General features: G+C 51.3%; 22 protein-coding genes, 4 tRNA genes and 1 pseudogene. 9 read left to right on the forward strand and 18 right to left on the reverse strand.

The window, feature by feature from the left end; genetic code table 11:
* Window positions 1-47: 47 nt before the first annotated feature.
* Window positions 48-1154, forward strand: a complete 1107-nt coding sequence (locus ACTG2B_RS20095) for a hypothetical protein (RefSeq protein WP_408811772.1) — start codon at window positions 48-50, stop codon at window positions 1152-1154.
* A 391-nt stretch (window positions 1155-1545) separates the two neighbouring features.
* On the opposite strand, the gene ACTG2B_RS20100 is transcribed toward ACTG2B_RS20095, so the two are convergent.
* From ACTG2B_RS20100 to ACTG2B_RS20120, 5 genes are all read right to left on the reverse strand, one after another.
* Window positions 1546-1866 carry a hypothetical protein gene (locus tag ACTG2B_RS20100; protein WP_408811771.1) on the reverse strand — a complete coding sequence of 107 codons (321 nt, stop codon included), beginning with the start codon at window positions 1864-1866 and terminating at the stop codon, window positions 1546-1548.
* Complete coding sequence (locus ACTG2B_RS20105; protein WP_408811770.1) at window positions 1859-4471, reverse strand: hypothetical protein; 2613 nt, start codon at window positions 4469-4471, stop codon at window positions 1859-1861. The genes ACTG2B_RS20100 and ACTG2B_RS20105 overlap by 8 nt, the downstream gene beginning before the upstream one ends.
* A gap of 80 nt (window positions 4472-4551) precedes the next feature.
* Complete coding sequence (locus tag ACTG2B_RS20110; RefSeq protein ID WP_128816776.1) at window positions 4552-5049, reverse strand: hypothetical protein; 498 nt, start codon at window positions 5047-5049, stop codon at window positions 4552-4554.
* A gap of 1417 nt (window positions 5050-6466) precedes the next feature.
* A complete protein-coding gene (locus tag ACTG2B_RS20115) occupies window positions 6467-7180 on the reverse strand; it encodes a hypothetical protein (RefSeq protein WP_408811769.1) in 714 nt (237 codons plus the stop codon).
* Complete coding sequence (locus ACTG2B_RS20120; protein ID WP_439996732.1) at window positions 7180-7638, reverse strand: TM2 domain-containing protein; 459 nt, start codon at window positions 7636-7638, stop codon at window positions 7180-7182. Before ACTG2B_RS20120 ends, ACTG2B_RS20115 begins: the two co-directional genes overlap by 1 nt.
* Between ACTG2B_RS20120 and ACTG2B_RS20125 the strand changes: the two genes are divergently transcribed.
* Complete coding sequence (locus ACTG2B_RS20125) at window positions 7627-7785, forward strand: hypothetical protein (RefSeq protein ID WP_439996733.1); 159 nt, start codon at window positions 7627-7629, stop codon at window positions 7783-7785. The two genes, ACTG2B_RS20120 and ACTG2B_RS20125, sit on opposite strands and share 12 nt — an antisense overlap.
* A 130-nt stretch (window positions 7786-7915) precedes the next feature.
* Here ACTG2B_RS20125 and ACTG2B_RS20130 read toward each other — a convergent pair whose 3' ends face one another.
* Window positions 7916-8797 carry a helix-turn-helix transcriptional regulator gene (locus tag ACTG2B_RS20130; protein ID WP_408811767.1) on the reverse strand — a complete coding sequence of 294 codons (882 nt, stop codon included), beginning with the start codon at window positions 8795-8797 and terminating at the stop codon, window positions 7916-7918.
* A 794-nt stretch (window positions 8798-9591) separates the two neighbouring features.
* Here ACTG2B_RS20130 and ACTG2B_RS20135 point away from each other — a divergent pair.
* The 3 genes and pseudogenes from ACTG2B_RS20135 to ACTG2B_RS20145 form a co-directional block, all read left to right on the forward strand.
* A pseudogene (locus ACTG2B_RS20135) lies at window positions 9592-9864 on the forward strand (type VI secretion system PAAR protein); the annotation flags it as partial.
* A 206-nt stretch (window positions 9865-10070) separates the two neighbouring features.
* On the forward strand, window positions 10071-11057 hold the full coding sequence (locus ACTG2B_RS20140) for an S-type pyocin domain-containing protein (RefSeq protein ID WP_408811766.1): 987 nt from the start codon (window positions 10071-10073) through the stop codon (window positions 11055-11057).
* On the forward strand, window positions 11057-11551 hold the full coding sequence (locus tag ACTG2B_RS20145; RefSeq protein ID WP_408811765.1) for a DUF6392 family protein: 495 nt from the start codon (window positions 11057-11059) through the stop codon (window positions 11549-11551). The genes ACTG2B_RS20140 and ACTG2B_RS20145 overlap by 1 nt, the downstream gene beginning before the upstream one ends.
* 358 nt (window positions 11552-11909) lie before the next feature.
* Here the strand turns inward: ACTG2B_RS20145 and ACTG2B_RS20150 are convergent, their stop codons facing one another.
* The 5 genes from ACTG2B_RS20150 to ACTG2B_RS20170 form a co-directional block, all read right to left on the reverse strand.
* A complete protein-coding gene (locus ACTG2B_RS20150) occupies window positions 11910-13136 on the reverse strand; it encodes a tyrosine-type recombinase/integrase (protein ID WP_288030458.1) in 1227 nt (408 codons plus the stop codon).
* A 183-nt stretch (window positions 13137-13319) separates the two neighbouring features.
* A complete protein-coding gene (locus ACTG2B_RS20155; protein ID WP_408811763.1) occupies window positions 13320-13766 on the reverse strand; it encodes a DUF2787 domain-containing protein in 447 nt (148 codons plus the stop codon).
* A 66-nt stretch (window positions 13767-13832) separates the two neighbouring features.
* The gene (locus tag ACTG2B_RS20160; RefSeq protein ID WP_408811761.1) at window positions 13833-14327 is read right to left on the reverse strand and encodes a hypothetical protein; all 495 of its coding nucleotides are present in this window, start codon (window positions 14325-14327) and stop codon (window positions 13833-13835) included.
* 19 nt (window positions 14328-14346) lie between these two features.
* Window positions 14347-14871, reverse strand: a complete 525-nt coding sequence (locus ACTG2B_RS20165) for a hypothetical protein (RefSeq protein WP_128816782.1) — start codon at window positions 14869-14871, stop codon at window positions 14347-14349.
* A 12-nt stretch (window positions 14872-14883) separates the two neighbouring features.
* Window positions 14884-15102: a hypothetical protein gene (locus tag ACTG2B_RS20170; RefSeq protein ID WP_076574930.1), complete on the reverse strand. Its 219-nt coding sequence runs from the start codon at window positions 15100-15102 to the stop codon at window positions 14884-14886.
* Between the two features lie 187 nt (window positions 15103-15289).
* On the opposite strand from ACTG2B_RS20170, the gene ACTG2B_RS20175 reads away from it, so the two are divergent.
* Together ACTG2B_RS20175 and ACTG2B_RS20180 are read left to right on the forward strand one after the other, a co-directional pair.
* Complete coding sequence (locus tag ACTG2B_RS20175; RefSeq protein WP_378005644.1) at window positions 15290-16078, forward strand: NYN domain-containing protein; 789 nt, start codon at window positions 15290-15292, stop codon at window positions 16076-16078.
* A gap of 75 nt (window positions 16079-16153) precedes the next feature.
* Entirely contained in the window at window positions 16154-17272 is a 1119-nt protein-coding gene (locus tag ACTG2B_RS20180; protein WP_408811758.1) for a PD-(D/E)XK nuclease family protein, read from the forward strand.
* Between the two features lie 521 nt (window positions 17273-17793).
* On the opposite strand, the gene ACTG2B_RS20185 is transcribed toward ACTG2B_RS20180, so the two are convergent.
* The 7 genes from ACTG2B_RS20185 to plsY all read right to left on the reverse strand — a co-directional run bounded on the left by ACTG2B_RS20185 (window position 17794) and on the right by plsY (window position 20658).
* Window positions 17794-18129 (reverse strand): YegP family protein, encoded by a 336-nt coding sequence (locus tag ACTG2B_RS20185; RefSeq protein ID WP_042048757.1) that lies wholly within the window; start codon window positions 18127-18129, stop codon window positions 17794-17796.
* 174 nt (window positions 18130-18303) lie between these two features.
* Complete coding sequence (locus tag ACTG2B_RS20190) at window positions 18304-19476, reverse strand: CD0519/CD1768 family membrane protein (protein ID WP_439996734.1); 1173 nt, start codon at window positions 19474-19476, stop codon at window positions 18304-18306.
* A 105-nt stretch (window positions 19477-19581) separates the two neighbouring features.
* Window positions 19582-19657: transfer RNA gene (locus ACTG2B_RS20195), tRNA-Asn, on the reverse strand.
* 8 nt (window positions 19658-19665) lie between these two features.
* Window positions 19666-19741: transfer RNA gene (locus ACTG2B_RS20200), tRNA-Phe, on the reverse strand.
* A 3-nt stretch (window positions 19742-19744) separates the two neighbouring features.
* Window positions 19745-19820, reverse strand: a tRNA-Thr gene (locus tag ACTG2B_RS20205).
* A 52-nt stretch (window positions 19821-19872) separates the two neighbouring features.
* A tRNA-Phe gene (locus ACTG2B_RS20210) sits at window positions 19873-19948 on the reverse strand.
* 47 nt (window positions 19949-19995) lie between these two features.
* On the reverse strand, window positions 19996-20658 hold the full coding sequence (plsY, locus tag ACTG2B_RS20215) for a glycerol-3-phosphate 1-O-acyltransferase PlsY (RefSeq protein WP_439996966.1): 663 nt from the start codon (window positions 20656-20658) through the stop codon (window positions 19996-19998).
* 157 nt (window positions 20659-20815) lie between these two features.
* Between plsY and folB the strand changes: the two genes are divergently transcribed.
* The gene (gene folB / locus ACTG2B_RS20220) at window positions 20816-21187 is read left to right on the forward strand and encodes a dihydroneopterin aldolase (RefSeq protein WP_439996735.1); all 372 of its coding nucleotides are present in this window, start codon (window positions 20816-20818) and stop codon (window positions 21185-21187) included.
* On the forward strand, window positions 21187-21696 hold the full coding sequence (gene folK, locus ACTG2B_RS20225) for a 2-amino-4-hydroxy-6-hydroxymethyldihydropteridine diphosphokinase (protein WP_439996736.1): 510 nt from the start codon (window positions 21187-21189) through the stop codon (window positions 21694-21696). Before folB ends, folK begins: the two co-directional genes overlap by 1 nt.
* Window positions 21697-21750: the final 54 nt, after the last annotated feature.

Here is a 21750-nt window from a genome sequence, read left to right on the forward strand (position 1 = left end):
AGATACCAATTAACACTAAGCACCACTTTCACTTATAGGTAATATTAATGTTAGCATTTGTAGACAAACTAAATGAGATACTAAATAAATATCAGTGTTTTAATAAAGGTCTTTTTTATGCTAGCATGGTTGTTGGTGCAATTTATTTAAACTCATATTTAAGTGGATTTGGCATCCCTTTCCCGCTAGACATAAATCTACTCCCCACAACTCTTTTGGTTGTTGGCATCTTATCAGCATTTTTCCTGGCACTAGCAACAGTTTACACACTGTTAATTGGAATAATGAACGAAGACCCATTTGGCATAGGTTTACAGCGTATAATTAGTACGTGTGATACCGGAATATACGCACCAAAAAATGTTAACTATATAAAGCACACACTGGTTAGCTACATATTACCGTTCACCCTGTCACTTGTACTATTTACTGAGTATGACATGTCCAGCACCCCTATAAAAACCCTATTGATTATAATGGGATACATAGCTTGGGCTTTTATTTATTCAATAGTAATAACTAGAAAAGAAGTATCTAAAGGGATCGAGAAATTTAAACTGCAATTAAAAATAACTACCTATGTATCCTTAATGCAGCTTTTATCTATCATATCATTTGTAGTATTCTTGAGCATTGTCCTGCCAAGAGCAAAAAACATTGAAACAATTGACCTAATCCTCATAACTTTAGGTTATGTAATAGTAAACTCAGCATGCACTCTCCCCAGCTTTTCAAAAGCCAAATTCGCAGAAATAAACACATCCAATAAAAATATAACAGCAGAGCGGATTGTCATGCAAACGCATACCAAACCCACGTATATGATTATTATAGCGTTGATATTTTGTTCGTTTATCCCGGGAGTTCCTTATTATGTAGGAGAAATTCCACTAAAATTTTTGAACATCGGAGGAGGAATTGATTTTGCAATGAAAGACCCCATAAGTAGGTGCATCAATTGGCCCGATTCAATAATAGATAAAAAAACAAAAGACTATTGTACATCTCGTAACGGAAAATTAATTCTTCGACTAGGAGATAGAGGATATGCTGTATTTGATGGCGTTCACAAAGATACGCTTGTAAGTATAAAAATAGCAGAGACGACAATCGTAACAAAAATCCCGAAAGATAGTCACTATTTAGACCAGTAAAACAAGTGCGATGAATCATCAAACTTATTCAGACGTTGTGTAATCTTAACCAGTAAACACAGCTATTACAGGCAGAAACCGAAAGGGTAAGAGGAAAGCACTGAGCAATCAACGAATATCATGTTAGGGAAGGAATGCGCTCTCGGGTGATGGGAGTCTCGCATTCCTTCCCCATCGGAGCTATCACCCCTACCCATAACGCATTGATCCTGATAACCATTCTAGATAGTGGAGTGGCGCAGATGCCAGAAGGATCGCAAGAGAGAGCAGGAAAGCCAAAGGCAGCGAATACCTCGTAAAAAGAACGCCGTAGCACTTGGCTACGGCGTTTATCAGAGGGTCAAGGTGACCCAGCTAATGAGGAATCACCGCCACGTAGGCAAGTAACGGATCACGCTCGCCGGGTTTTGGCCTCTATGTACGGCACGTCAATCTCATACCGCTCACCAATCAGCCGGTACAACCCGTTGATGAACTCATTGCGCCCCCAGCCGCGCTTTGTAGCGAGCAAGGCATCAACCTGTGCCTTGAGGATGGGATCGTAAGGCAGCGTCTCCAAGTGCCGCTCAACCTTCTCGCGGAGGGGATCAGCACCATATTTAGGTTTCTCTCGCTTCAACTCGTCCCACAACCGGCCAGCTTCCAACAAGAACTGTTCACCACTGGGCTCCATGTGAAAGTCGCAATCATCAAGTTCAAGAAAATCAGTCATGGGTAATCTCCACTTCAGCCAAACGACGTTTAACCTCTGCCAGCCGCTCGGGCTTAAACAGAGGCTCAAGAGGGTAGCCTGGGAGCTGACGCAGCAGCAGAGCCAGCACCCGCAGCACCTCGCCAGTAACAGGCACGACATTCTCCGGCAGCGCGGCCCGCTTGCTGTTCTTGCAGGTATCGACTGTGACAGGCAAGCCCACCGAGGTCAGCAACGCCGAAATCTCGCCGTAAGTCATCGTGTGGTCGAACCACGCTTTCTGCGCCAGTGAGCGGGTCAGGATCCGGGCCAAGATACCCAGCGAGCCATCCTCCCGGATCCGCATCGTGGAACCTTGCAGGGCCAGCGCAGATTCGTAGTAGTCCTCCCAACTGGCCCAGTCCTCCATGGTCTTGAGGCAGTTGTCCTCTCGCCATCCATCGAAACGGGCACGGCAATGATCCGCCATGCCAGCATCGTCCCAAGGCACCGTATCGCAAGCAATATGCGTTTCACCGGCAACCTCAACCATCCGTGGGTTCACCAGCTGCCGCTTCTGGTCGAACTCATAACTCAGCCTGATCTGCTTCTTGATTTCGATCAGGTCGCTTTCCGTCAGCCACTGCTCCCGAAGCGAGATCAGGTGACTAGCATCGATCTTCTGGCCCGGCTCACGATCAAGGTAGAGCCGCATGATCCATGCGTTCTGCTCCTCTGTCGTTCCCGCACACTTAACGCCAGCTTTAGCCAGCACAGGGGGCGTATCACCTTGGATAGCGGTGCATTGCCCCCGCGTTTTGATAGACACAATCTGGCGAGCATGGTGCTTCAATTCCAGCATCGGCACAGGTTCACCACTCTCATCACCATGCAACTGCTGACACAGCGCCTGATAACGACGACACAGGGGGCCCGTCTGGTCGAGCTCCTCCAACGAGGCATCAGTGAGGAAACCATCGGTAGTGACCGATACCACCGTGCGATGTGAGGGGATCCGGTGAAGCAGCTCGCCACACACAGCCCGGATCAGGCCCGTTGTATGAGCCGCCATGTATGGATTGGTCACAGCCGAGGGCCCAATCTTCGTGCTCAAGCCGGAGCCGGTATCAAATACACGTTTATCCCTCAGCCCTTGGGCCAGCTTCCCATAAAGCGAGTTCCCCACCTCCTTAACCATCACCTCTTCAAGGCTCTTTTTGGGATACTCTCGACGTAACCGCTGGATCATCCGGGTGAAGTCCTCAAACAAGGGCCGACTACCTGCGACCCACGGCACAATGACACCGTGCTTGATCCCGATGGTAGCCCCCATGGATAACGCCAACTCGATCTCAGGCGCGGTGACATACGCCAACCCTGATAAAGGAAAGCGCAGCCCATATTGTTCAGAGCGGACAGGCAAACAAGGAAAGCGTGTACCCTTTGGGAAAACGAACTCGACATAGGCAAAGCCCATGACATGACCGATAAAATCTTGAGGGTCAGTGCTCGTATACATGTTGGCGTAGTCTGGCTCCAACAGATCACAAAGCCCCGTGGTGTAAGCACCTTTCAAGTCCCAGTCATACCAATCCCCTATCGGGGTAGGTCCGATCATGAATGACACATTGCAGCCCCCGAGGTAACAGCAGATGGCGAGAGCCTCATACAGCCAACGATCAGGAGAAGGGCGTTTCACCGCCGTCGTCGTGACCTTCCCTGTACCCGCATTCCACCGCTCCAACTTGGCGTTCTCAAGCCCGAAGGCCGTCATGTAGTCGATGTCTGCGTCTTTGAGTAATCGCCGAAATACAGAAACACCGACAGCCCCCAATGACCTGGGAAGCTTCTGCAAGCCAAACTGTCCGCCGAGAAAATCGCGTACCTTCAAGGCATAGCGCACAGCAATCTCAGCATCCCGCAGAGCATACTGTTCAAACGCCTCTCTGTTACCTGCCAACAGCTCATCCATGCGCTCGATACTGTAGCCATCAGGGATTCCCACTTTAGACAAACCGAGCATTACGCCCAGCGCAGACAACGGCGATTTGTCTGGTGATAAGAAGAGCGTGTCGACAAATTGGATAATCGATTTCTGGGGCTTACGATTACGATCACGCAGAATGACAGGCTTTAGCGGTGCACGGCGCTTACGTTCAGCGGTTTCATCAACGCCATAGCCGCTATCTGAGATAATTCGACCGACCACGCTCCCACCTTGGCCTTCCAGCCGACCCTTCATGGCCCAAAAGTCTTTGAACGTACTCAAGTCGGCACGCAGGAAATGGGCACAAATGATGATCCGCCCGGGCCATTCCTTGAGCAGTTTTTTTGCGCGACAATCTTGAACAGCACGAGAGATCAGGCCCTCGAAGCTGTCACGTTTACCGGGTGCAGGGTAATAGATCAGGCTCAGCTCTTGCCCAGACGAGTTGATGCAATGGACCTGATAACTCAGGACGGTGTTACAGTCGCCTTGGCGCACCCATTCCGAATCCAAGCCAATCCACAAGTCATCTCCACCGGCGACGGCTATTGAGACCTTACTTCGTTTGGGTAATGAATCGCGATCTATAACATTAAATTGAGGGTTCGTAGGCATTGGCTCGTCGAACACAGTCCCCTCAATCTCTTTGATTTCAAACATGGTTTACCCCTATTTGCAAGACGAAGTCCCCCCTCACGACACGCGTGATAATCATCAGAGGGGGGAAAGAGGAGAGAGAGTTACTTAGCTGCGGGACTCAGCAAACGAGCCAAAGTTTTGAGCATTTCCATACTTGCCTCCTTGGAGGCAAATAGGCCAGTCACTGGGGGCGTATTTGGATCAGCGACGTGAAGTCGCACAACATGGCCTAAGTCAACAGGCCCATGATCCGCCCACTCGATCAGGCTGGGTAGCATCAAGGTTCCCTCCGTCAAATCGACGAACCGTTCCAGCAAACCACGTTCATGGAGGTCAGACCGGAAGTTATCAAGAAACAGTTGCTGCTGTTCTTCATCTGGAAACTCCAAGTAACTGAGCCTTCGATGGTCAATACTATAGAGCCCGACGCTATACGGAGATTGACTGTCAAAACTCAAAGGCCTGAACCTACGCACATATGCGATGAGGCAGAGGTCGATTATCTTCTCGCCGATCATCGCCATGTGGCGAGTATCTGAACTTTGGGATGTTATTTTAGCCGATTTAAGACGGCTGGAGTTTTTTGTGCTTGGGGACATTTGAGGCCCTCCTGTGTGTGCACAATTTACATACAACACCACGACTGAGCGCAGTGTTACCAAAAAAACTTGGTGTTCGATGTAAGCTGTGACACGGAGAACCCTGATTGCGAAGAGTACGCAAGAAAAGAGGATTACTGCTGTGTTGTAGCGCCTCTACGCGGTTACGGGGCTCAAGGTAAGTGATGACGGCTGGGTCGTCAAGCCACACATCAAAAAATTTATGAGCTAGCCATGCGCAAAAAACATGTTCTGAGCAGTTTCATAGGGGCTGAACCCCGCGCGGGCAGCCAAGGGGTAGCAACTGAATATGGGATGGGGCAGATCCACCGCCCCATCCCCACCATGAGCAACTGATGAGTATCTCTTCATTCGCGAGGAGCATGTTCAACCAGTACACCCTGATAGCAAACGCCGGATGCAGACAGCGGCACCCAAGGATGCTCATATACCCGTCAATCCTGAATGCAATTATCCAGATAACAGCATTGGTATCAGTGTTACCGCCATGACTGCTCACGACTGATACCAATAAGCCAGATAGGGTCAACTGCCTCATGGAAGGGGTGGGTGATCGCGTCGATGTAGCGTGTGATCCGCTCACCCACCCCCACTGAACTCCTACCCCCTTTATAATCTATTGATTGAATTTGAATTTTCTCACCGTCTCTTGCGCACATCCCTGAATCTGCTCCATTAGTTTGGCCTTGAGTGGTACCCCGGTCTCACCACCTCAATAACGGCAACGACTCGCATGATGGTGATAACAAGGTCGCTCCCCCTCGCTGAAAAAAATTGAGTAATGACACCAAATGTTCATAGCTCTGCCGCTCCCCTCGTAGAGAGGGCAAAACGGCCCAATTTGCTCCGATCGGAGCCATAAATTGCTCTGAAATGGCGCGAAAATGGTGCAACGCGCAGGTGCGCATTTCGGGAGTTCATGCGGGTCATGGGTTGACTGGATGGTGTTATATGACCGTGGGGGGTGTGAGAGAGCCCCACCCTCTCACACCAGGGCCTTGGCCCACCTGATGCTAACTCTGAGTACCTATTGCAACTGGGCTATCGCAATATTCCCTCTTCCAGCCTTCTCTATCAGCGTTGCCTGCTGGTTCCCACAATTGCCAAAAACTCACTTGGTTTCCTATCTTACAGCCTGACTTGGCTCTGTCTGGCCTTGCCTTCCTGCCTAGCTGAGACCCGTACCCTCCGGGCACCAATGTTACTAATATGTTTATCTTTTTTTGGCTTTACTCGCGGTCCAATCCTTCTTCTCTATTTGGGCATCTGAGCTGTGACAATCTGCTCTGGCCTCTTACTCCTGCTGTCATCCCGCGCACATGCCCCTGTTTATTCCCCCTCACTGCTGCCCTGACGCCGGAAAAAAGTAAGGCGGGATTGCTCCCGCCTGATCTTCTTACTGAGCGACATACAGCTCGACGCTGCACCTTGTATCTCTTGGCTCTCCCAGCTCCTTCTGGCAGGTCTTGCCCCTGCCCTTATCATCGAGCTCGAAAATCCGCTTGGCCTCGACTCGATAGACCCCGTACTGCGTCTTGAGCGGGTTAGTGAATGGCCCCTCAAAATCAATGCTGCATTCCGAGCCGCAACTCTCCACAACGGTATGCCCGTTGCTCTGGATCGTGATGAACTCAGCTGTACCGCTACCGCCCGAAAAGTTGAAACGCCGCTTGCCCACAAATGGTAGATCAGTGCGGGTTTGGTTTTTCCCCTTCACCTCTTTGGTGTGCTGGCTCCGTGCTGCCTCACACATCTTGCTCAACAGGGCATCTATCATGACATCCGGTTGTGGCTGGCCGTTTATCTCCAGCGCTTCAACGCTGAACTCCTCACCTTGAACCCACATCTGGAGCAGGCCACGGACAGGCCTATCTCCATATGTGAATGTGCCACTCACGTTGACCAGCTTGCGGCCATCAGCAGCTTTGCCTGCCGACCACTCGGGATCCTTAAAGAAGCTATCGGCCTGCTGCTCCAAGGTCACGCCTGGACAGCTTTCCAGTTCTCCCCCTTTCACGGTCAGTTCGTCCCATTTACTGAGCAATCCGGCTTGAGCCGCTGGTGCCATCAGCGGTGAAACACTGGCCGCCAGAACGAGCCTCTTCATCATTACCATACCCATTGAAAGGCCCCCACGGTTTGGTAGTTGTAGCGCTTATCGAACTCTTCTTGGGTCAGACAGAGCACACGGATGAATTCGATCAGAGCCAGCACAGACGATATTCCCGTCATACATGTCGCAAGGTAGATCAGGCCCCAGCCCCAGTTTCCTGCGTAAAACTTATGCAAACCAACTGCGCCACCAAAGAACATCAAGATGGCCATCAAGACCTTCCGCTTGCCCCTATGGTGAACGGTGCCTCCCGTTGGCGCAGATTGAGCGGGAGCTGGAACCGACGCTGGCTCACTGATAGGCCATGCGGCTACATCGATAGGTGTGGGGATTACTTCTGCAATCGCTTTAGCCTTCTTCTTGGCTGTGCCCCATGTGTCGATCGCATCAACGAAGGATCCTGTCAGCGATAGCTCAACAACCCCTTCTTCCGGCGAGCTGAAATGCACGGTCACGCGCAACCCGAATGGATTGATACCGTACTTCCAGGACGCTTCCAGCGCACCCTTGGCTCGGTCAGCAACCTTGATAGTGCCCCCCTCTGCTTGCAGGTGAGCGGCTACGTGCTCGAAGACAACCTCATAGTCGGCATGACTGCTTAGAACGAATCAGATAGCTTGGTAATCGTGGGAGATCCCATGGTTTTGCTCCTTGTTGGTTGAATTACAGATAGTGGTGATTGGCCCCGACAGGTGGTGTCGGGGGTTGAAATAAGTGGCGTGAAAATGTGGCTTACATCCGGCTAAGCAGGGACTTGAGGTCACGCTTGACCAACGCTTGGATCCCCACAGGGCTGATCACCTCAAGATGCGGCAGATACGTTTTGATCACGGGCAGCAGCTGTGCACCATCGAAAACGCGGCTTGCCAGCAAGACGCTGCCGTCCTCCAGCTCTCGGATCAGTGTCTGCTCGGGGAGGATGTTCCTGAGCTTGAACTCGTGGGCGATAGGCGAAGCTGCCTTGAGCACTACCTCGTGAGTGGGGATAGCCTCTTGCTCGATGAGTCGATGTAGAAGGTGCTGCTGTGACTCGCTGATCGCTGCTGGCGTTTCTATCTGCTTGAGGCTGGCAATACTCGACAAAGGCTCTATAAATGGCGCATCTGCCATCACTCCCGCCAAGTACCAGCGCCCCCGCTTATTGACCAGACGATATGGCTCAAGCTCCTGCTCTGCTTGCTCACCTACCCATGACAGCCTGACGTTGAGCTGTTGGCTGATTGCCTTGGCAAGTGGCTTTAGCCATTGGTGGTGGCTGTCGTCTTCATCGAGTTGAAAGCCTGCAAGGACGAATACAGGGGAAGCATTAGGGTTGAGCCATTGCTTGAGCAGAGCGTCGTGATCATCTGGGAACAGTGCTTTGGCCCCAACTTGCTCGCACAGACGAAGGATGGCAGGAGTCGATGCTCTGCCGAAATAGGATGGGTCGAGCCAATAGGTTTGTCCCTCACGCTCCAGTGGCAGATAAGCCAGTCTGACATTCAGGTCTCGCTGGATAGTACGAGCCGATACGTTGAACTCAGTGGCCAATTCTGAGATCACCAACCGCTGCCCGTTGTTGAGCTTGGTCAGGATCACGCCGAGGCGTTGGGCTAGGGTGTCGTGCTCTGCCATCCAAGGGATCATCGTAGTCAAAGGTATCCAAGTGTCGCTGTATTGCCCGACAGGGCGTGTCGACTTGGATTTTCACGACAGGGTGGTATTTGGATAAGCAGAGTTGGCATTGGTAGCCGGAGTTTGGCATTTGGCCCAACCCGCTTGGATGAGGACAACGACGCCAATAATGCGAGCAGGATCCTGCTTTAGATTGATAAACGGGCGGCTCTGCGTGCGCAAGGTTCAGTGACGATTGCTAATAACGGAGGTTCTCCGGCCTCTCTTCCTGTCTGAGACTTAACCGAGGGAGATCACCGTTCGAGGCCAGAGGCTGCCCCAAAATGCGCAAAAATGGGGCACTCGCGCAGACTCCAATTTTCGGAGGCCATGCCCCGCATGAAGTGCTGGGATGGTGTCCTATCCGCATTGGGGAAGAGTAACTATTGCCCCCCTCTTACCCCCTGTGAGATGGTCTTTGTACCATTGCTTATCTGGTCCATGGTGTTTTGGGCTCGATGGCGATGCCCCTGGCTGTGGCTCCTGCTTCTTTTGCTTCAGAAACGGGCTTGGCTATCTCCTCTTGCCTGCCTAGCTAGACCTCGTTCAGCGGCCCTTGTCTGGTTAGTAGCGTGGGTCTCCCTCCGGGCAGTCAGTGTTAGGTTTTTGTTAGGAAATGCTTATGCTTTGGCACCTCAACCACAATGCCAAGTCGGTCTCAATTTGGCGTAACGAGCTGTGCGCAACCGTTGTATTGCTTCAAAAACGAGCAAAGCTGTAATAAAGTGCTATTCATTTGAATCAATGGAGCAGATATGTCTAAGCACGCTGCCAAGATTGGTGATATTGGCACTGACCATGATGGCTTTCCTCCTACGCCCATTATCGAAGGCTCACCAGATGTCTTTATTGATGGCATTCCAGCCGCACGGGTAGGGGATGCGCTGGCCCCTCACGATAAGCCAAACAATCCACCCCATCCGCGTAAAATCGCCGCTGGCTCTTCCACGGTTCTTGTTAATGGTAAGCCCTTGGCGATTACTGGCGGCGCTGTTGATTGTGGTGGTGTGATCATTGGTTCGGGCACTGTGATAGTCGGTGACGAGTTCAAACAAGTTGAGTCCAGCGTTATTGCTCCAGTGATCAAGAAAGCGACTCCCTTCATTTTCGCCAAGTCCAGCTCTGTGCCTTTGACAACTATTGAGGCCGCTGCTGGACCCGAACCGCTAGCCATGTTTGGCAAAGCCGTAGTACTCGCACCAATCCCCACGAATGCCAAACAAGGAGGCACTAAATGACCAGTGCTGTTGCCACAAGTACGGCGAGTGAAGTCGCTCTTGGGAGGATATCTGGTAGCTTGCCCACCGAGTTGGGTGCCTGGGCCTTGCGTACCAGTGGAGCTGCATCAGGAGCATTTCTGATGGCATTTTGGCCATCTGACCTTGGTGATGGCACCCTCTACAGCGATGAGCAGTTGAAAGCGATGAGCCGTGCAGCTACCCGAGTCCGCTTCCGGTTTATCGAAGATGAGCAGGGCCGAATGCAGGTCTATGGGATCCACACTAGCGCCGCATCTGGGATGGATTCAGTGCCAATCGTGCAGGCCCGGCAAGAGGGCAGTGCCATTGTCGCGGCGATCCCAGGTGGGCCTACGCTCACTTGGTACCCTGATAGCAGTGGTGAAGTGCCCGATGCCAGCAGCTACTACCCTGAGCGGGATGGTCTGGAGGTGTCGAATATTCTGGTACGCCCCATCCCGGATGCGCCGGATGCGGAACTTGAGACGTTCCCCGCTACTGGTGATGACCTTGAAGATTGCATCATTACCTTCCCTGCGTCCTTGGGTATTCCTCCACTTTATTTGGTATTTAGTAAGCCGCCGGTTAAGTTGCTGGAAGTGGATCTTTTCCGCAATTTTGAGGGGAGACCCCGAAATGGTACTCATGCTGACCATATGCCTTCACAAGCAGCTATAGAGGCGTACTTAAAAAGCCTTGATTCAGACATGGACCAAGACTTAATTAAGTCATACAAAAAGGACGTTGCATCTATTATTATTCCAGCTTCAGTTCATCAGAAGTATAGTGAGACATATGGCAGACGAAACACTCGCAATGATAGAGCTCAGATCATAAAAGATTCCAGTGATTTACGAAAAGCCGTGGATAATAACTTCGACGCGATAAAACCTTACCTTCGTGATGAGGGATTTAGCGACAGTGAGCTTGAGCAGGCTCGTGAAAAAATGCACAAAATAAATAAGTCTCAGGGGTGGTATTAATGACTGTCGATGTAAAAACTTTAATTAATGGCTTTGGGGAAACATATCAAGAATTATTTGATAGTGGTTTCATTCCATACAAAACAAAGCCAAAGGGTGATTCTGGCAGCTCTGTCATAACTCTTGATATGGCGAAGGAAGGAGTTCTTCTGACGTTTGACAAAGCAGATCAAAAGCTAATAGAAATGACATTGCGATTGATCGATGAACGTAATGATAAATATACATTTCCAAATGAGATGCCAGCTCCTCTGTGGCTTGATATGTCTAAACCGTCTGTACGCGAACGCTTTGGCGAACCTTTACACTCACATCCTCCGCACAAAATAATAAATAGGGTGTTTGGAGGTGTCGATTACTACGAGTTATCTAAAGGTGCAAAATCTGTAATGATGCTCGTGCGGTATAACTCCGAGCTGAAAGCTATGACGGTGACATTCAAGCCTGCGGCCTTAGTAAATTGGAAGCCACTATCACCCTCATTGTTGATTTAACAAACCACAAAATAACAGCCAACGTGAACTGTTGGCTGTTATTATATTTACGCAACCCACCAAACCCACTCAAAAATTGATAAATCTGTCATATTTACCTGTTCCCTTTCTTATTAAACTCGCTAGAGTGCTTAATACACCACACTCCCTATTCAGACATATATATCTACCATCTGTTGATGCCCTACGGGCACAGCCCGTATACCACGGCATACCACTCTCCTCAGCCGCGCATAAACTCCAGCCCCCCAAGAGAGACAGCCAAATCCATCACGCCGGAAAAACTCGCCAGCCCCCGAGGTAAAGGGCTGGCGAGTTAGGCAACGACACCTTCGGGATACTCCCTGCATTTACTTGCTTATCCTGCTCGTTGCAAGGCGATCGACTCCGCTTTGACTGAGCTGGGAGCGATTAACGCTTGCTCCACGCAGTTCGCCACCTGTGCGCTGGTATGGCGCAATCTGCTGGCGTGTAGGTGGGCATATCGCTGACTGGATTGGCTGCTTGAATGCCCCAGCTGTGCCTGTACGTCATACAAGGTGCCACCGCTGGACACGATCAACGCAGCCACCGAATGACGACAGGTATGAATACATACTTGCCCTTCGATTTGTGCTCGTTTCAGCATCCGGTTAAATGGCTTGGTGACGTTGTTCAACGGCTGCCCCGGCTTCTGTCCTGGGAACAGGTAGGGGTTTCCCGCTATCACCGGCGTATCCTGTAAAACCTGCATCGCCATATGATTCATATGCAGGATCCGGCTCTTGCCGTTCTTGGTGTGCGGGATAAACAGCGTCTGATGCACCTTATCGATATGTTCCCACTTGGCGAGCCTCAACTCATCTTTGCGCAGCCCCGTCAGCAAAAGCAGTTTGACGTACTGCCCTGCATAGCGGTTCTCGTCAGCATCTGCCGCCATGAACAAACGCCGGATCTCAGCCTTATCGAGGAATCGGGTTCGCTGGTTGTTCTCGGGGAGTGTCTTCAGGTAGACCAATGGATGTTGATCCAGATACCCCATCCGTACACTCCATGTCAGGATAGCCTTGAGCAAGGTGGTGATCCGGTTGTTGGTCGCTGGCTTGCACTGGCTCATCAGGCTGGTTTGCAATGCTTGCCCTTGCTCCAGATTGATTTCCGATAACAACCGAGAGCCAAGCGCCGGTTGCAGGTGATCCCGGAACCGCTGCTCGTCGTTCTGCCAAGAACGCTTATGATGCTTGGCATAAGGCAGGTAGTGCAGTTGGAACAGCTCATGTAACGTGAGTTCTTGCCGTTTATCCTCCTTCAATTGCTTGGGGTCGATGCCTTGTGACAGCAGTCGTTTATAGTCTGTGGCAATCTCTCTGGCCGTGTTCAGGTCTACGTCTGGAAAGCGCCCTATGGCAATAGCCCGCTTGCGACCATGCCACAGATACCGCATCAGGAACTTCTTGTTGCCCTCCCCTTTTCCCACCAAGCATTTGAGTCCCGAGATCTGGGTGTCGCTGTATTCGGCCTCCGTGGATTTTGCATTTGCGGGGTTGGGTGGCAGCGCTTCAATCGCTTTTTGGGTAAAGCGGAAACGAGATGGGAGAACTGACATAGTGGAACTCCTGTTAACTGGTGTGAACGGGGGCCAGGCATTGCCCCAAGAAAAAACAGCACAGGGAGGTCGGATCCCTGTGCCGGTCTGGTTGTACTGATTTATCTGTTGGTGGTGATGTTGACCGCTGATGGTTTCCCAACTCGCGGCCAACGGCTTTCCGGTCGATATCTGGTCTGGGCGTCAGTCTGGCGTCACTGTCAGGGTGAATACGTCCATCTGCACGTAGCAGCAAAAGTTAAGCTGCCAGAGCTCAAACCACTCATGCACCTCTGGCAGTGACATTTTCCCCATCATCGAATGGGTGTACTCTTCGATGCTGAAATCAAAATCCAACTCTTTGGCCAACTCAGTGCACCAGCCTTGGCCCACATAGGCAAAGTCAGTGACGTAGCGCAGATGCCAGCCGTCATCCCAGCGTTCAAGACGGATCTCGACAGGGTGATAGCCTCCGGTTGTTGCGCTGTAGTCAGGATCTCGATAGTTGAGGGTCAGTGCTGCTGGTGTTGTGCCATCCGGGATCTCATCAGGGAAATCCTCGAACGCTGAGCTGATGGCCTGCTCCAGTAGCGTTTTCAGGTCGTGACTTATCCTCACAGGCAAGCCCGTGATAACGAGGGTCGGTTTCATATTGGATTCTCTTTAACTGAAAGGTGGGGATTCGAGTGATGGAATAGATCGGGCTGACGATGTGGGTTAGTTGGTGGTGCTGACCTCTGGCAGCTTGGCCTTGAGGCTGTCAAACCACTCGGTATGTTTGCCCGTGATCAGATGGCCGAACCGTACTTCCGGTGCTGCCTTGGTCAATTCCAGATGGCGCAGCACGGCAGCCAGGAACCCCGCGTTATTGCTACTGCCTTTGAAGTGCCAGATCACCTTGAACAGGCCGGAAGTAAATGCCTTGTCCGGCTGTTGCTCGCTAAGTAGGTCGATGACTTGCGCCAAGCCGAACCACTCTTTGGAACACAGGCCCCCGCCGCTGCTGCCGGTCAGACGGATCAGCAGCTCAGCCTGCTCGGGCTCATGGCCAATCTCATAACCCACTGTGGTAGTTGAGCCTGGCGAGAGCAAGGTAGCGACACCACTGGTCAAGATAACCTTGGCAGGCAGCGCGGGTTTATCGCTGGCCTTGTTCTCGGGCTGGATATTGGTCTGCTGGCTGGCGGCTTGCTTGTTGGTCTTGCTGTTCATATTGGGATCCTCGGGTAAATCAGATAATGGATTTCAGGTAGATGGTGGTGCCCAAGTCGGGCTGTGCCTGTTCAGGTTTGGGAAGGAAGGCAAGATGCTGGAATACCGGGAGTGGCGCCGACAGGGCATCGAACGGAGTGCCGTAGCCAGTGAAGCGATAGGGCTCCCATGCTTCCACTTCTGGGAGAGGCAGCCAGAACACGGCATCTTCGGCACAGTCGATCAGCTTGATAGTGCCCGCAGCTAACCGCCAGTAGTCAGCGTAGTAACCATTGTCGTCATCCCTGACTGACTCGCCGGTATGGGATGCTATCGAAATCAATACTTCAGGCGCTTCGCTGTGCAGGGACTTGGCCTTAAGCACGGTCGCCTCTTTGACCACGACCAGCAGCACAGGCTGATTTTCATCAGGCAGGATCTCAGGAACATACATGCCGCATGTAATGACCTCCTGCATCAGCAAGCTCAACGTCTGCCAGCTGTAGGCATAACCCTTTAGCGTCTCGTGGGAGGCGTATTTCCCTTCTTGAATGAACTCATCCATGGCTAACCTCCCTCAGTCCGCTGGCCCAGTGATGTAGCCGATAGTGCCGCCGATGATGGTGCCTGCGACGGCTCCTGGGATACCGCCTCTGGCACCGACGCCAGCTCCGGTGATAGCCCCCTTAATTGCTCCCTTGGTACTGCCCTTTACCGTGAAATCAATACTGCCGTCTCTCATTGGCTTGATGCTGATCGCAGCTACTTGTTTGCGCAAAATTTGATGGATAAACATGTCCTGTCCTTTAAATCGTGGATATGAAAAAGGCCCTGAGCGGTTAGCTCAGGGCCTGATGTTCTGGATGAACATGGTTTTAATATGTGTTTCAAAATGTGATGTAAGCGGTTGCGCATAATATATATTTCACGCACCATACCATGGTTAATCACATATATATCAAGGATGGCGAGGGAGGATATGGATGCTAGATTTAAATGAGCATAAGAAAATTGTAGTTCTGATTGATGCAGATAATGCGCAACACTCGAAAATAAAATTCATTCTCAACGAGATATCAACTCATGGGCATATTATCACAAAGCGAGCCTATGGTGATTGGTCTAGCGAACATCTTAAAAACTGGAAAACTACGCTAAACGAATTGGCGATCCAGCCAATACAGCAGTTCGCGTATACAACTGGGAAAAATTCAACTGATGCATCGCTGATAATTGATGCAATGGACTTGCTATATACAAACCGCTACGATGCATTCGTTATAATATCCTCTGACAGTGATTTCACCAAGCTAGCCTCTCGCTTGAGAGAAGCAGAAATGTATGTTTTTGGTGTTGGAGAAAACAAAACCCCGATAGCCTTTAGAAATTCATGTGACAATTTCATTCTTACTGAGAACCTCGGCGATACGGCTATTTCATCACCATCCAATGATGAGGTCCGAAAATCAGCTGGCGTTATACCCCAAGAAATAATAGATATTTTGTTTTCTGGCTGGCAACAGTTTAAAGATGATGAGCTAATTTCAGGTCTCGTGGAGTTTGAGAAAGATGACAGCGATTGGGCCAACATTGCTGGCGTGGGGAATCTTTTGAAAAGGATAAAACCTGACTATGACTCCAGAACTTATGGGGTGACAAAATTACCAGAGCTAATAGAAAAAACGGGGCTATTTGACCTTGCAAAGTTTAAAGGTAAAGGGCGAGTTAACATCATCGCTTACCGACCAAAGAATCCTAAAAAGCGGACATAAATCGCTTGGAACCGATCGCTATTACTCGTTTGCTCAGGTGTAAAAATACTTACTATATTAATAGGATAAACTTTTATGGGCGATAAATTATTAAGTGAAGCTATTGGGAAGAATGTAATAGAGTATCTATTAGCATTTCAACCTGAAGACTCCACCGTATCAAATTTCTTTGCTATGAGTGGCGCGGGCTACTTTGAAAACCCAACAAGTGACCTTATGGCCCTATTTATGGGTAAGGATAACCATACCAAACCTTGGTTGTTAACATCCCTTCTCAAGATTCTCGGGCATGATATTGATTACATTGATTTATCATCCGCTGTCGTTTACAGAGAAGCTAGCACAAGCCAAAAATCTCGCTTGGATATATTTATCAAGCATGATGACTTTGTAATCGGTATAGAAAACAAAGTATTTGCTGATACATATAATCCATTCTCTGATTACAATGACTATTTAGACCAACAAATTGACAACAATCAAATTGTTTATCGTTGCATATTAAAGCCCGACTCAAATAAGGCAGCGAGTATCGAAGGTTGGGAAACGATTACCTACTCTAAGTTGGTACAGTCGGCTCTGGAGAACTTTGGCCTAGAGATATTGAAGGATGAGTTTAACAAATGGACTGTGTTCTACCGTGAATTTTTAGAGCACTTGTTATCATTAAGCGGTTTGGTTGAAGAGGTTGTTATGAAGAAAGAAGACATTAAGTTCGTTGAGGATAACTTTCATGCATTAGTGAAGGTTGAGGAGGCTCTCACTCTATTTAAAAAACAAACAATCGATGACGTAACATCTGTTTTAAGAAAAGTGATTTCAGATAGCAACATCAAAATATCAAATAACAACTGGGCCGAAAACTATAAGGCAACACACCTAACCCCGTCTAAATGGGGTGATAGCGGGGTGAGCTTTGTATATTACCCATCGATTGTTGGGAATGGTTTGTCCTATTATATAAACGCTTGGATATGTAAAAGTGATTACCCTTTGACCACTGAATTACATACATCAATAACGCAGGGTAAACGCTATCCAGAACTGGAAGATATGATGAATGCTGATAGTGAAATAAAAATCACAAAAAACACGCTGGAAATCAACTATATCGCTTGTCACATCGATAAAACGAGTGCTTTAGCCTCACTCGAAACTCTCGCGGTATGGATGAGCAAAATCTTACAGAAGTGATTATTGCAGCCCATTTTTCGCGTGCTACAATCCTGCGCCGCTTGATGAACCCGATCAACTGCTTTGTGTTTGGCTTAAACTCAAGCCATCAAGCGGCATCTTAGACTTCTAATTGCCGTACAGACCGGATATCCCCCAGACTCACGCTGAACATATCCGGTCAACTCTGCTTCGGTGACTTTTGGCATCAGGGTTGTCACCCGTTCTCATTCTTGCCCGCCATCCTCTCTGATTGCGTCTCTCCGGTCTTGTCTCCGGTCTTACCATAGCCAATACACTCAGCGGCAAAGACCGGAGCTGACGACCGGAGAAATGACCTGACGACGCACTCGCCTATCTACTCATCTTTGTGACGAAGTGCTCCACGTACATACCTTGACCACCCAGACCAGATATAGACCGGGCCAGGTTATGGAACAGAAACCAGCAACCACAAACGTAGAAGGGGGGCACTATGCCCCCCTTCGGAAATACATGCTCTCGGCTTAACTGAGCTGCATATGAATCTCACATTAATCCAATTATGACTGGGTCAAATCCTTAACTGTCTTGGATGGGCCGTTAGTTTGCACAGAGGCAATGCCGTTCTCGGCTGATGACTCGCTAGCGTACATCTGGCTCACACCAATGATCTGATGGTTCTTGGCCTTCAGGTTAAAGTGCCACTTCCCGTTTACAGCCGGTTTCAGGTCATAATTGGCTCGTTCAGGTGAATTGGTCTGCACTGATGCGATACCGTTCTCCGCTGAAGCACGACTGTTGTACATCTCGCTAGTCAGGATTACCTCACCATTTCCCGCTTTTAGTACAAAGTAATGTTGCTTACTGCTAGAAAGTTTTAACTCATACCAACCCATGAAAATGCCTCCAGTCACCATTTGGAACACTCAGATTAATCTCTTTTCAGCTCTCAATACCGGGGGCAAACTCACATAAACTGAATAAAAAACACACACAACCCAACTTACTCACCACGAGAAATGCAAAGAGGCTCCGAAGAGCCTCTTTTTGTATCCGTATCTGAACCTGACTCAGCCCAGCAGCATATAAAGCTGGTGCGCCGCCACACCGGCGCACAGGCCGCCGATGGTATGGGCGACAATGGCGCGGGAGGTGAGGTGGCGATAGCCGAGGGCATCGAGCATGGCGGTGTGGGTACTCAGGAAGCCACTCCAGCACATCCCCATGGCGGTAAACACTGCAACCTCGTTACCGGTGATCCACCCCTTGGCGATAAAAGGGGGCACCAGCGACATGGCGGCACCGACCGCACCGAGCGAGGTAGCCGGGAAGGCAACCAGCTCCGGCTGCTGGAAGCCAAACAGCAGGTCAAACAGCCAGCTCACCTTGGCGGCCAGCACCGGCAGCAGGGCTACCCCCTGAAACGCTTCGCCGGTATAGCCCTTGTCGCCCGGGCCAAAGGTGAGCAGCATCACGAAGGTACTGATGATCAGCACCCCTGGGATCACCGCCATCCCCAGCTCCACACCGGATTTGCCACCATCAAGCAGAGAGTTGAGGATCCGCAGCCAGCCGGGAGCCGCCTCTTTGGTCACTCCCACCTTGGGGCCGTTGCCCACAGGCTGGTCATCGTTCAGCACTTCCCCCACCAAGGGGCGGATCATCCGCTGCATCAGCCGGGTAGAGACCACCGAGCCCACCAGAGCACCCAGCAACCCAATCAGCGCCGCGCTGGCAGTGGATTCACCGCTCGGCAGCTGCAAGGTGGCCATAAAGGTCACCACGATAAGCCCCATGCCGAAGGCGGTGCCGAAGTTGGTGAGCGACACCAGTTGCCACGGAGTGAAGCCCTTGCGAAAGCGGCTGTCCTTGGCGAGGCTGATCACGGCCGGGTTGTCGGAGAAGAAGGTCATCAGCGCCGCCAGGGCGGTGCGACCGGGCAGGCGAAACACCGGCTTCATCAGCGGGGCCAGCAGCACCTCCAGCAGGCGGATCACCCCGAACTCGCTCAAGAGCTGGCTCAGGGCACCGGAGAGCACCGTGATCCCCATGATAAAGAGCACGGTATTGAGCAGCAGCTGGTGGGCGGTATTGAACAGGGTGTTGACCATGGCAGAGAGGCCCATCTGGCTGCCGAGGTAACCGAACAGGCTGCCGAGAATAAGCAGCACCAGCACGGGTTCCATCCAGTTCCGAATGGCGGCAAGTCGCCTCTTTGACTCTATAACTACATGATTTTCCATATCTATCCTGCGGTTCATCTGTGCGTGTATGGTTGTTTTTATGGTTAAAAAATGGCTGCGCCAAATAGAAAAAAGCCCTTGTCTTGCGACAAGGGCTTTTTGAATTGGCTCCTCCTACTGGACTTGAACCAGTGACATACGGATTAACAGTCCGCCGTTCTACCGACTGAACTAAGGAGGAATTGTAATTGGTGCCCAGAGACGGAATCGAACCGCCGACACGGGGATTTTCAATCCCCTGCTCTACCGACTGAGCTATCTGGGCAAATGGTGCCGGCTACCGGAATCGAACTGGTGACCTACTGATTACAAGTCAGTTGCTCTACCTACTGAGCTAAGCCGGCACACTTTAAACCATTGTGCATGAACAAATTTTTTATTTCATGGCACCAAAATTGGTGCCCAGAGACGGAATCGAACCGCCGACACGGGGATTTTCAATCCCCTGCTCTACCGACTGAGCTATCTGGGCGTGGGCGCTATTAAACGGATTTTAAGGCGGATGGTCAACGGGAAATTTCACTTTTTGTCTCGTTCGTCTCTTTTTTGCGCAACATCGTCCATTTCTGCCACTTCTTCGGCACAGGCCGCGCCTTTTCGCCCCCAGACTCTGGGTTCCTCACCCTTGAGCAGGCGGGAGATGTTCTCGTGATGGCGGATCAGGATAAGGCAGGAGAGCAGCGAGACTGGCAGGGTGTATTCGGGTTTGAGCAGGTAGGTAAAGAGCGGCGTCAGCAGCACGGTAATGATGGAGGCCAGCGAGGAGTAGCCGCTCACCAGCAACACCAGCAGCCAGGAGCCAATCACGGCGCCCCCCATGGTAAAGCCGATGGGCATCATGGTACCGAGCGCCGTCGCCACCCCTTTGCCACCGCGAAAATGAAAGAAGATGGGGTACATATGGCCGAGGCAGGCGGCGACCCCGATAAAGCCGAGGTAGACGGGTTTGATCTGCAGATACCAGGCAAGATAGACGGGCACAGTACCCTTGAGCACATCGAGCAACAACACCACCAGCGCCGCCATCCTGCCACCGAGGCGCAGCACATTGGTTGCCCCCGGATTGTGGGAGCCATGATCCCGCGGGTCGGGCAGACCGGTGCAGCGGGAAACCAGCACAGCACTGGATAGTGAACCACCCAGGTAGGCCAGAATAATCATCAAAATAGTCAGGGCCGTCATCTTGGTCGTTTTTACCACGATATGAATGGGGTATGATGCGGGCCACATACGCTGGCATGGGCCCATGCCCACCCAGAGCGCCTCGGCAAGCATGTTGCCCGGCCAGCATCCCTGCGCTGTCATCACAGCCCCTCAAGAGTAAAGAAGAAGTACAGTCATGGACAAGGTGTTTATTCGCGGACTCGAAGTTTTGACCACCATCGGTGTATATGAGTGGGAGAAGGGCATTCGCCAAAAGCTCCGTTTTGACCTCGAGATGGGGTTCGACAACCGCCCCGCGGCAGCAACCGACGACATCAATCTGGCACTGGATTATGCCGACCTCTCCAACAAGATTTGCGAGCATGTCACCGGCAAAGTCGTCGAACTGGTCGAGACCATGGCCGAGCAGGTTGCCATGCTGGTTCTGACCGACGAGCGGGTACAGTGGGTCAAGGTGACCCTCACCAAGCCGAGCGCCGTGCCCAATGCCGCCGGGGTCGGCGTCGAGATCCTGCGCCATCGCACGCCGGCCGCGAGCAGCAACTGATGACCACCATCTATATCAGCCTCGGCTCCAACATCGAGCGGGATCGCCATATCCGTGCCGGGCTCGATGCCCTGCACGCCGAATTTGGCGAGCTGCGGGTCTCCCGGGTATTCGAGAGCGAGGCAGTCGGCTTCAACGGCCGCCCCTTCTACAACCTGGTAGCGGCTGCCGAGACCGATCTGCCGCTGACCACCGTCTGCCAGCGACTGCGGGCCATGGAGTTCGCCCACGGCCGCGAGCCGGATGCCAAGAAGTTCGCCCCTCGCACTCTGGATCTCGACCTGCTGCTCTACGGCAAGCTGGTCTGCGAGACGCCACTGGTGCTGCCGCGCGGTGAAGTGCTCACCAACGCCTTCGTGCTCTGGCCGCTGGCCGAACTGGCCCCCAAACTGCGCCACCCCGTCGATGGCCGCACCATGGGCGAGCTGTGGCAAGCCTATGACAAGGCCTCCCAGCAGCTGTGCCCCATTCCCTTTCACTGGGAAGCGTGCGAATTGCAGCATCACTGATCAACAAGGGCGCCTCACGGCGCCCTTGTTGTTTGCACAGACAGGGTTGCTTAT

Origin of the sequence: Aeromonas sp. 30P (assembly GCF_051919805.1) — a bacterium.
GTDB lineage: Bacteria > Pseudomonadota > Gammaproteobacteria > Enterobacterales > Aeromonadaceae > Aeromonas > Aeromonas veronii.

Excerpts from the sequence above, each read along its gene's own strand:
- ACTG2B_RS20160 (WP_408811761.1), bottom strand. The coding sequence starts at position 14,327 with ATGAACAGCAAGACCAACAAGCAAGCCGCCAGCCAGCAGACCAATATC.
- ACTG2B_RS20110 (WP_128816776.1), bottom strand. The coding sequence starts at position 5,049 with ATGTCCCCAAGCACAAAAAACTCCAGCCGTCTTAAATCGGCTAAAATA.
- ACTG2B_RS20145 (WP_408811765.1), top strand. The coding sequence starts at position 11,057 with ATGACTGTCGATGTAAAAACTTTAATTAATGGCTTTGGGGAAACATAT.
- ACTG2B_RS20095 (WP_408811772.1), top strand. The coding sequence starts at position 48 with ATGTTAGCATTTGTAGACAAACTAAATGAGATACTAAATAAATATCAG.
- ACTG2B_RS20115 (WP_408811769.1), bottom strand. The coding sequence starts at position 7,180 with ATGATGAAGAGGCTCGTTCTGGCGGCCAGTGTTTCACCGCTGATGGCA.
- folB (WP_439996735.1), top strand. The coding sequence starts at position 20,816 with ATGGACAAGGTGTTTATTCGCGGACTCGAAGTTTTGACCACCATCGGT.
- ACTG2B_RS20100 (WP_408811771.1), bottom strand. The coding sequence starts at position 1,866 with ATGACTGATTTTCTTGAACTTGATGATTGCGACTTTCACATGGAGCCC.
- ACTG2B_RS20190 (WP_439996734.1), bottom strand. The coding sequence starts at position 19,476 with ATGGAAAATCATGTAGTTATAGAGTCAAAGAGGCGACTTGCCGCCATT.
- ACTG2B_RS20185 (WP_042048757.1), bottom strand. The coding sequence starts at position 18,129 with ATGGGTTGGTATGAGTTAAAACTTTCTAGCAGTAAGCAACATTACTTT.
- folK (WP_439996736.1), top strand. The coding sequence starts at position 21,187 with ATGACCACCATCTATATCAGCCTCGGCTCCAACATCGAGCGGGATCGC.
- ACTG2B_RS20130 (WP_408811767.1), bottom strand. The coding sequence starts at position 8,797 with ATGGCAGAGCACGACACCCTAGCCCAACGCCTCGGCGTGATCCTGACC.
- ACTG2B_RS20140 (WP_408811766.1), top strand. The coding sequence starts at position 10,071 with ATGACCAGTGCTGTTGCCACAAGTACGGCGAGTGAAGTCGCTCTTGGG.
- ACTG2B_RS20155 (WP_408811763.1), bottom strand. The coding sequence starts at position 13,766 with ATGAAACCGACCCTCGTTATCACGGGCTTGCCTGTGAGGATAAGTCAC.
- ACTG2B_RS20180 (WP_408811758.1), top strand. The coding sequence starts at position 16,154 with ATGGGCGATAAATTATTAAGTGAAGCTATTGGGAAGAATGTAATAGAG.
- plsY (WP_439996966.1), bottom strand. The coding sequence starts at position 20,658 with ATGACGGCCCTGACTATTTTGATGATTATTCTGGCCTACCTGGGTGGT.
- ACTG2B_RS20165 (WP_128816782.1), bottom strand. The coding sequence starts at position 14,871 with ATGGATGAGTTCATTCAAGAAGGGAAATACGCCTCCCACGAGACGCTA.
- ACTG2B_RS20150 (WP_288030458.1), bottom strand. The coding sequence starts at position 13,136 with ATGTCAGTTCTCCCATCTCGTTTCCGCTTTACCCAAAAAGCGATTGAA.
- ACTG2B_RS20170 (WP_076574930.1), bottom strand. The coding sequence starts at position 15,102 with ATGTTTATCCATCAAATTTTGCGCAAACAAGTAGCTGCGATCAGCATC.
- ACTG2B_RS20125 (WP_439996733.1), top strand. The coding sequence starts at position 7,627 with ATGCACGGTCACGCGCAACCCGAATGGATTGATACCGTACTTCCAGGA.
- ACTG2B_RS20175 (WP_378005644.1), top strand. The coding sequence starts at position 15,290 with ATGCTAGATTTAAATGAGCATAAGAAAATTGTAGTTCTGATTGATGCA.
- ACTG2B_RS20105 (WP_408811770.1), bottom strand. The coding sequence starts at position 4,471 with ATGTTTGAAATCAAAGAGATTGAGGGGACTGTGTTCGACGAGCCAATG.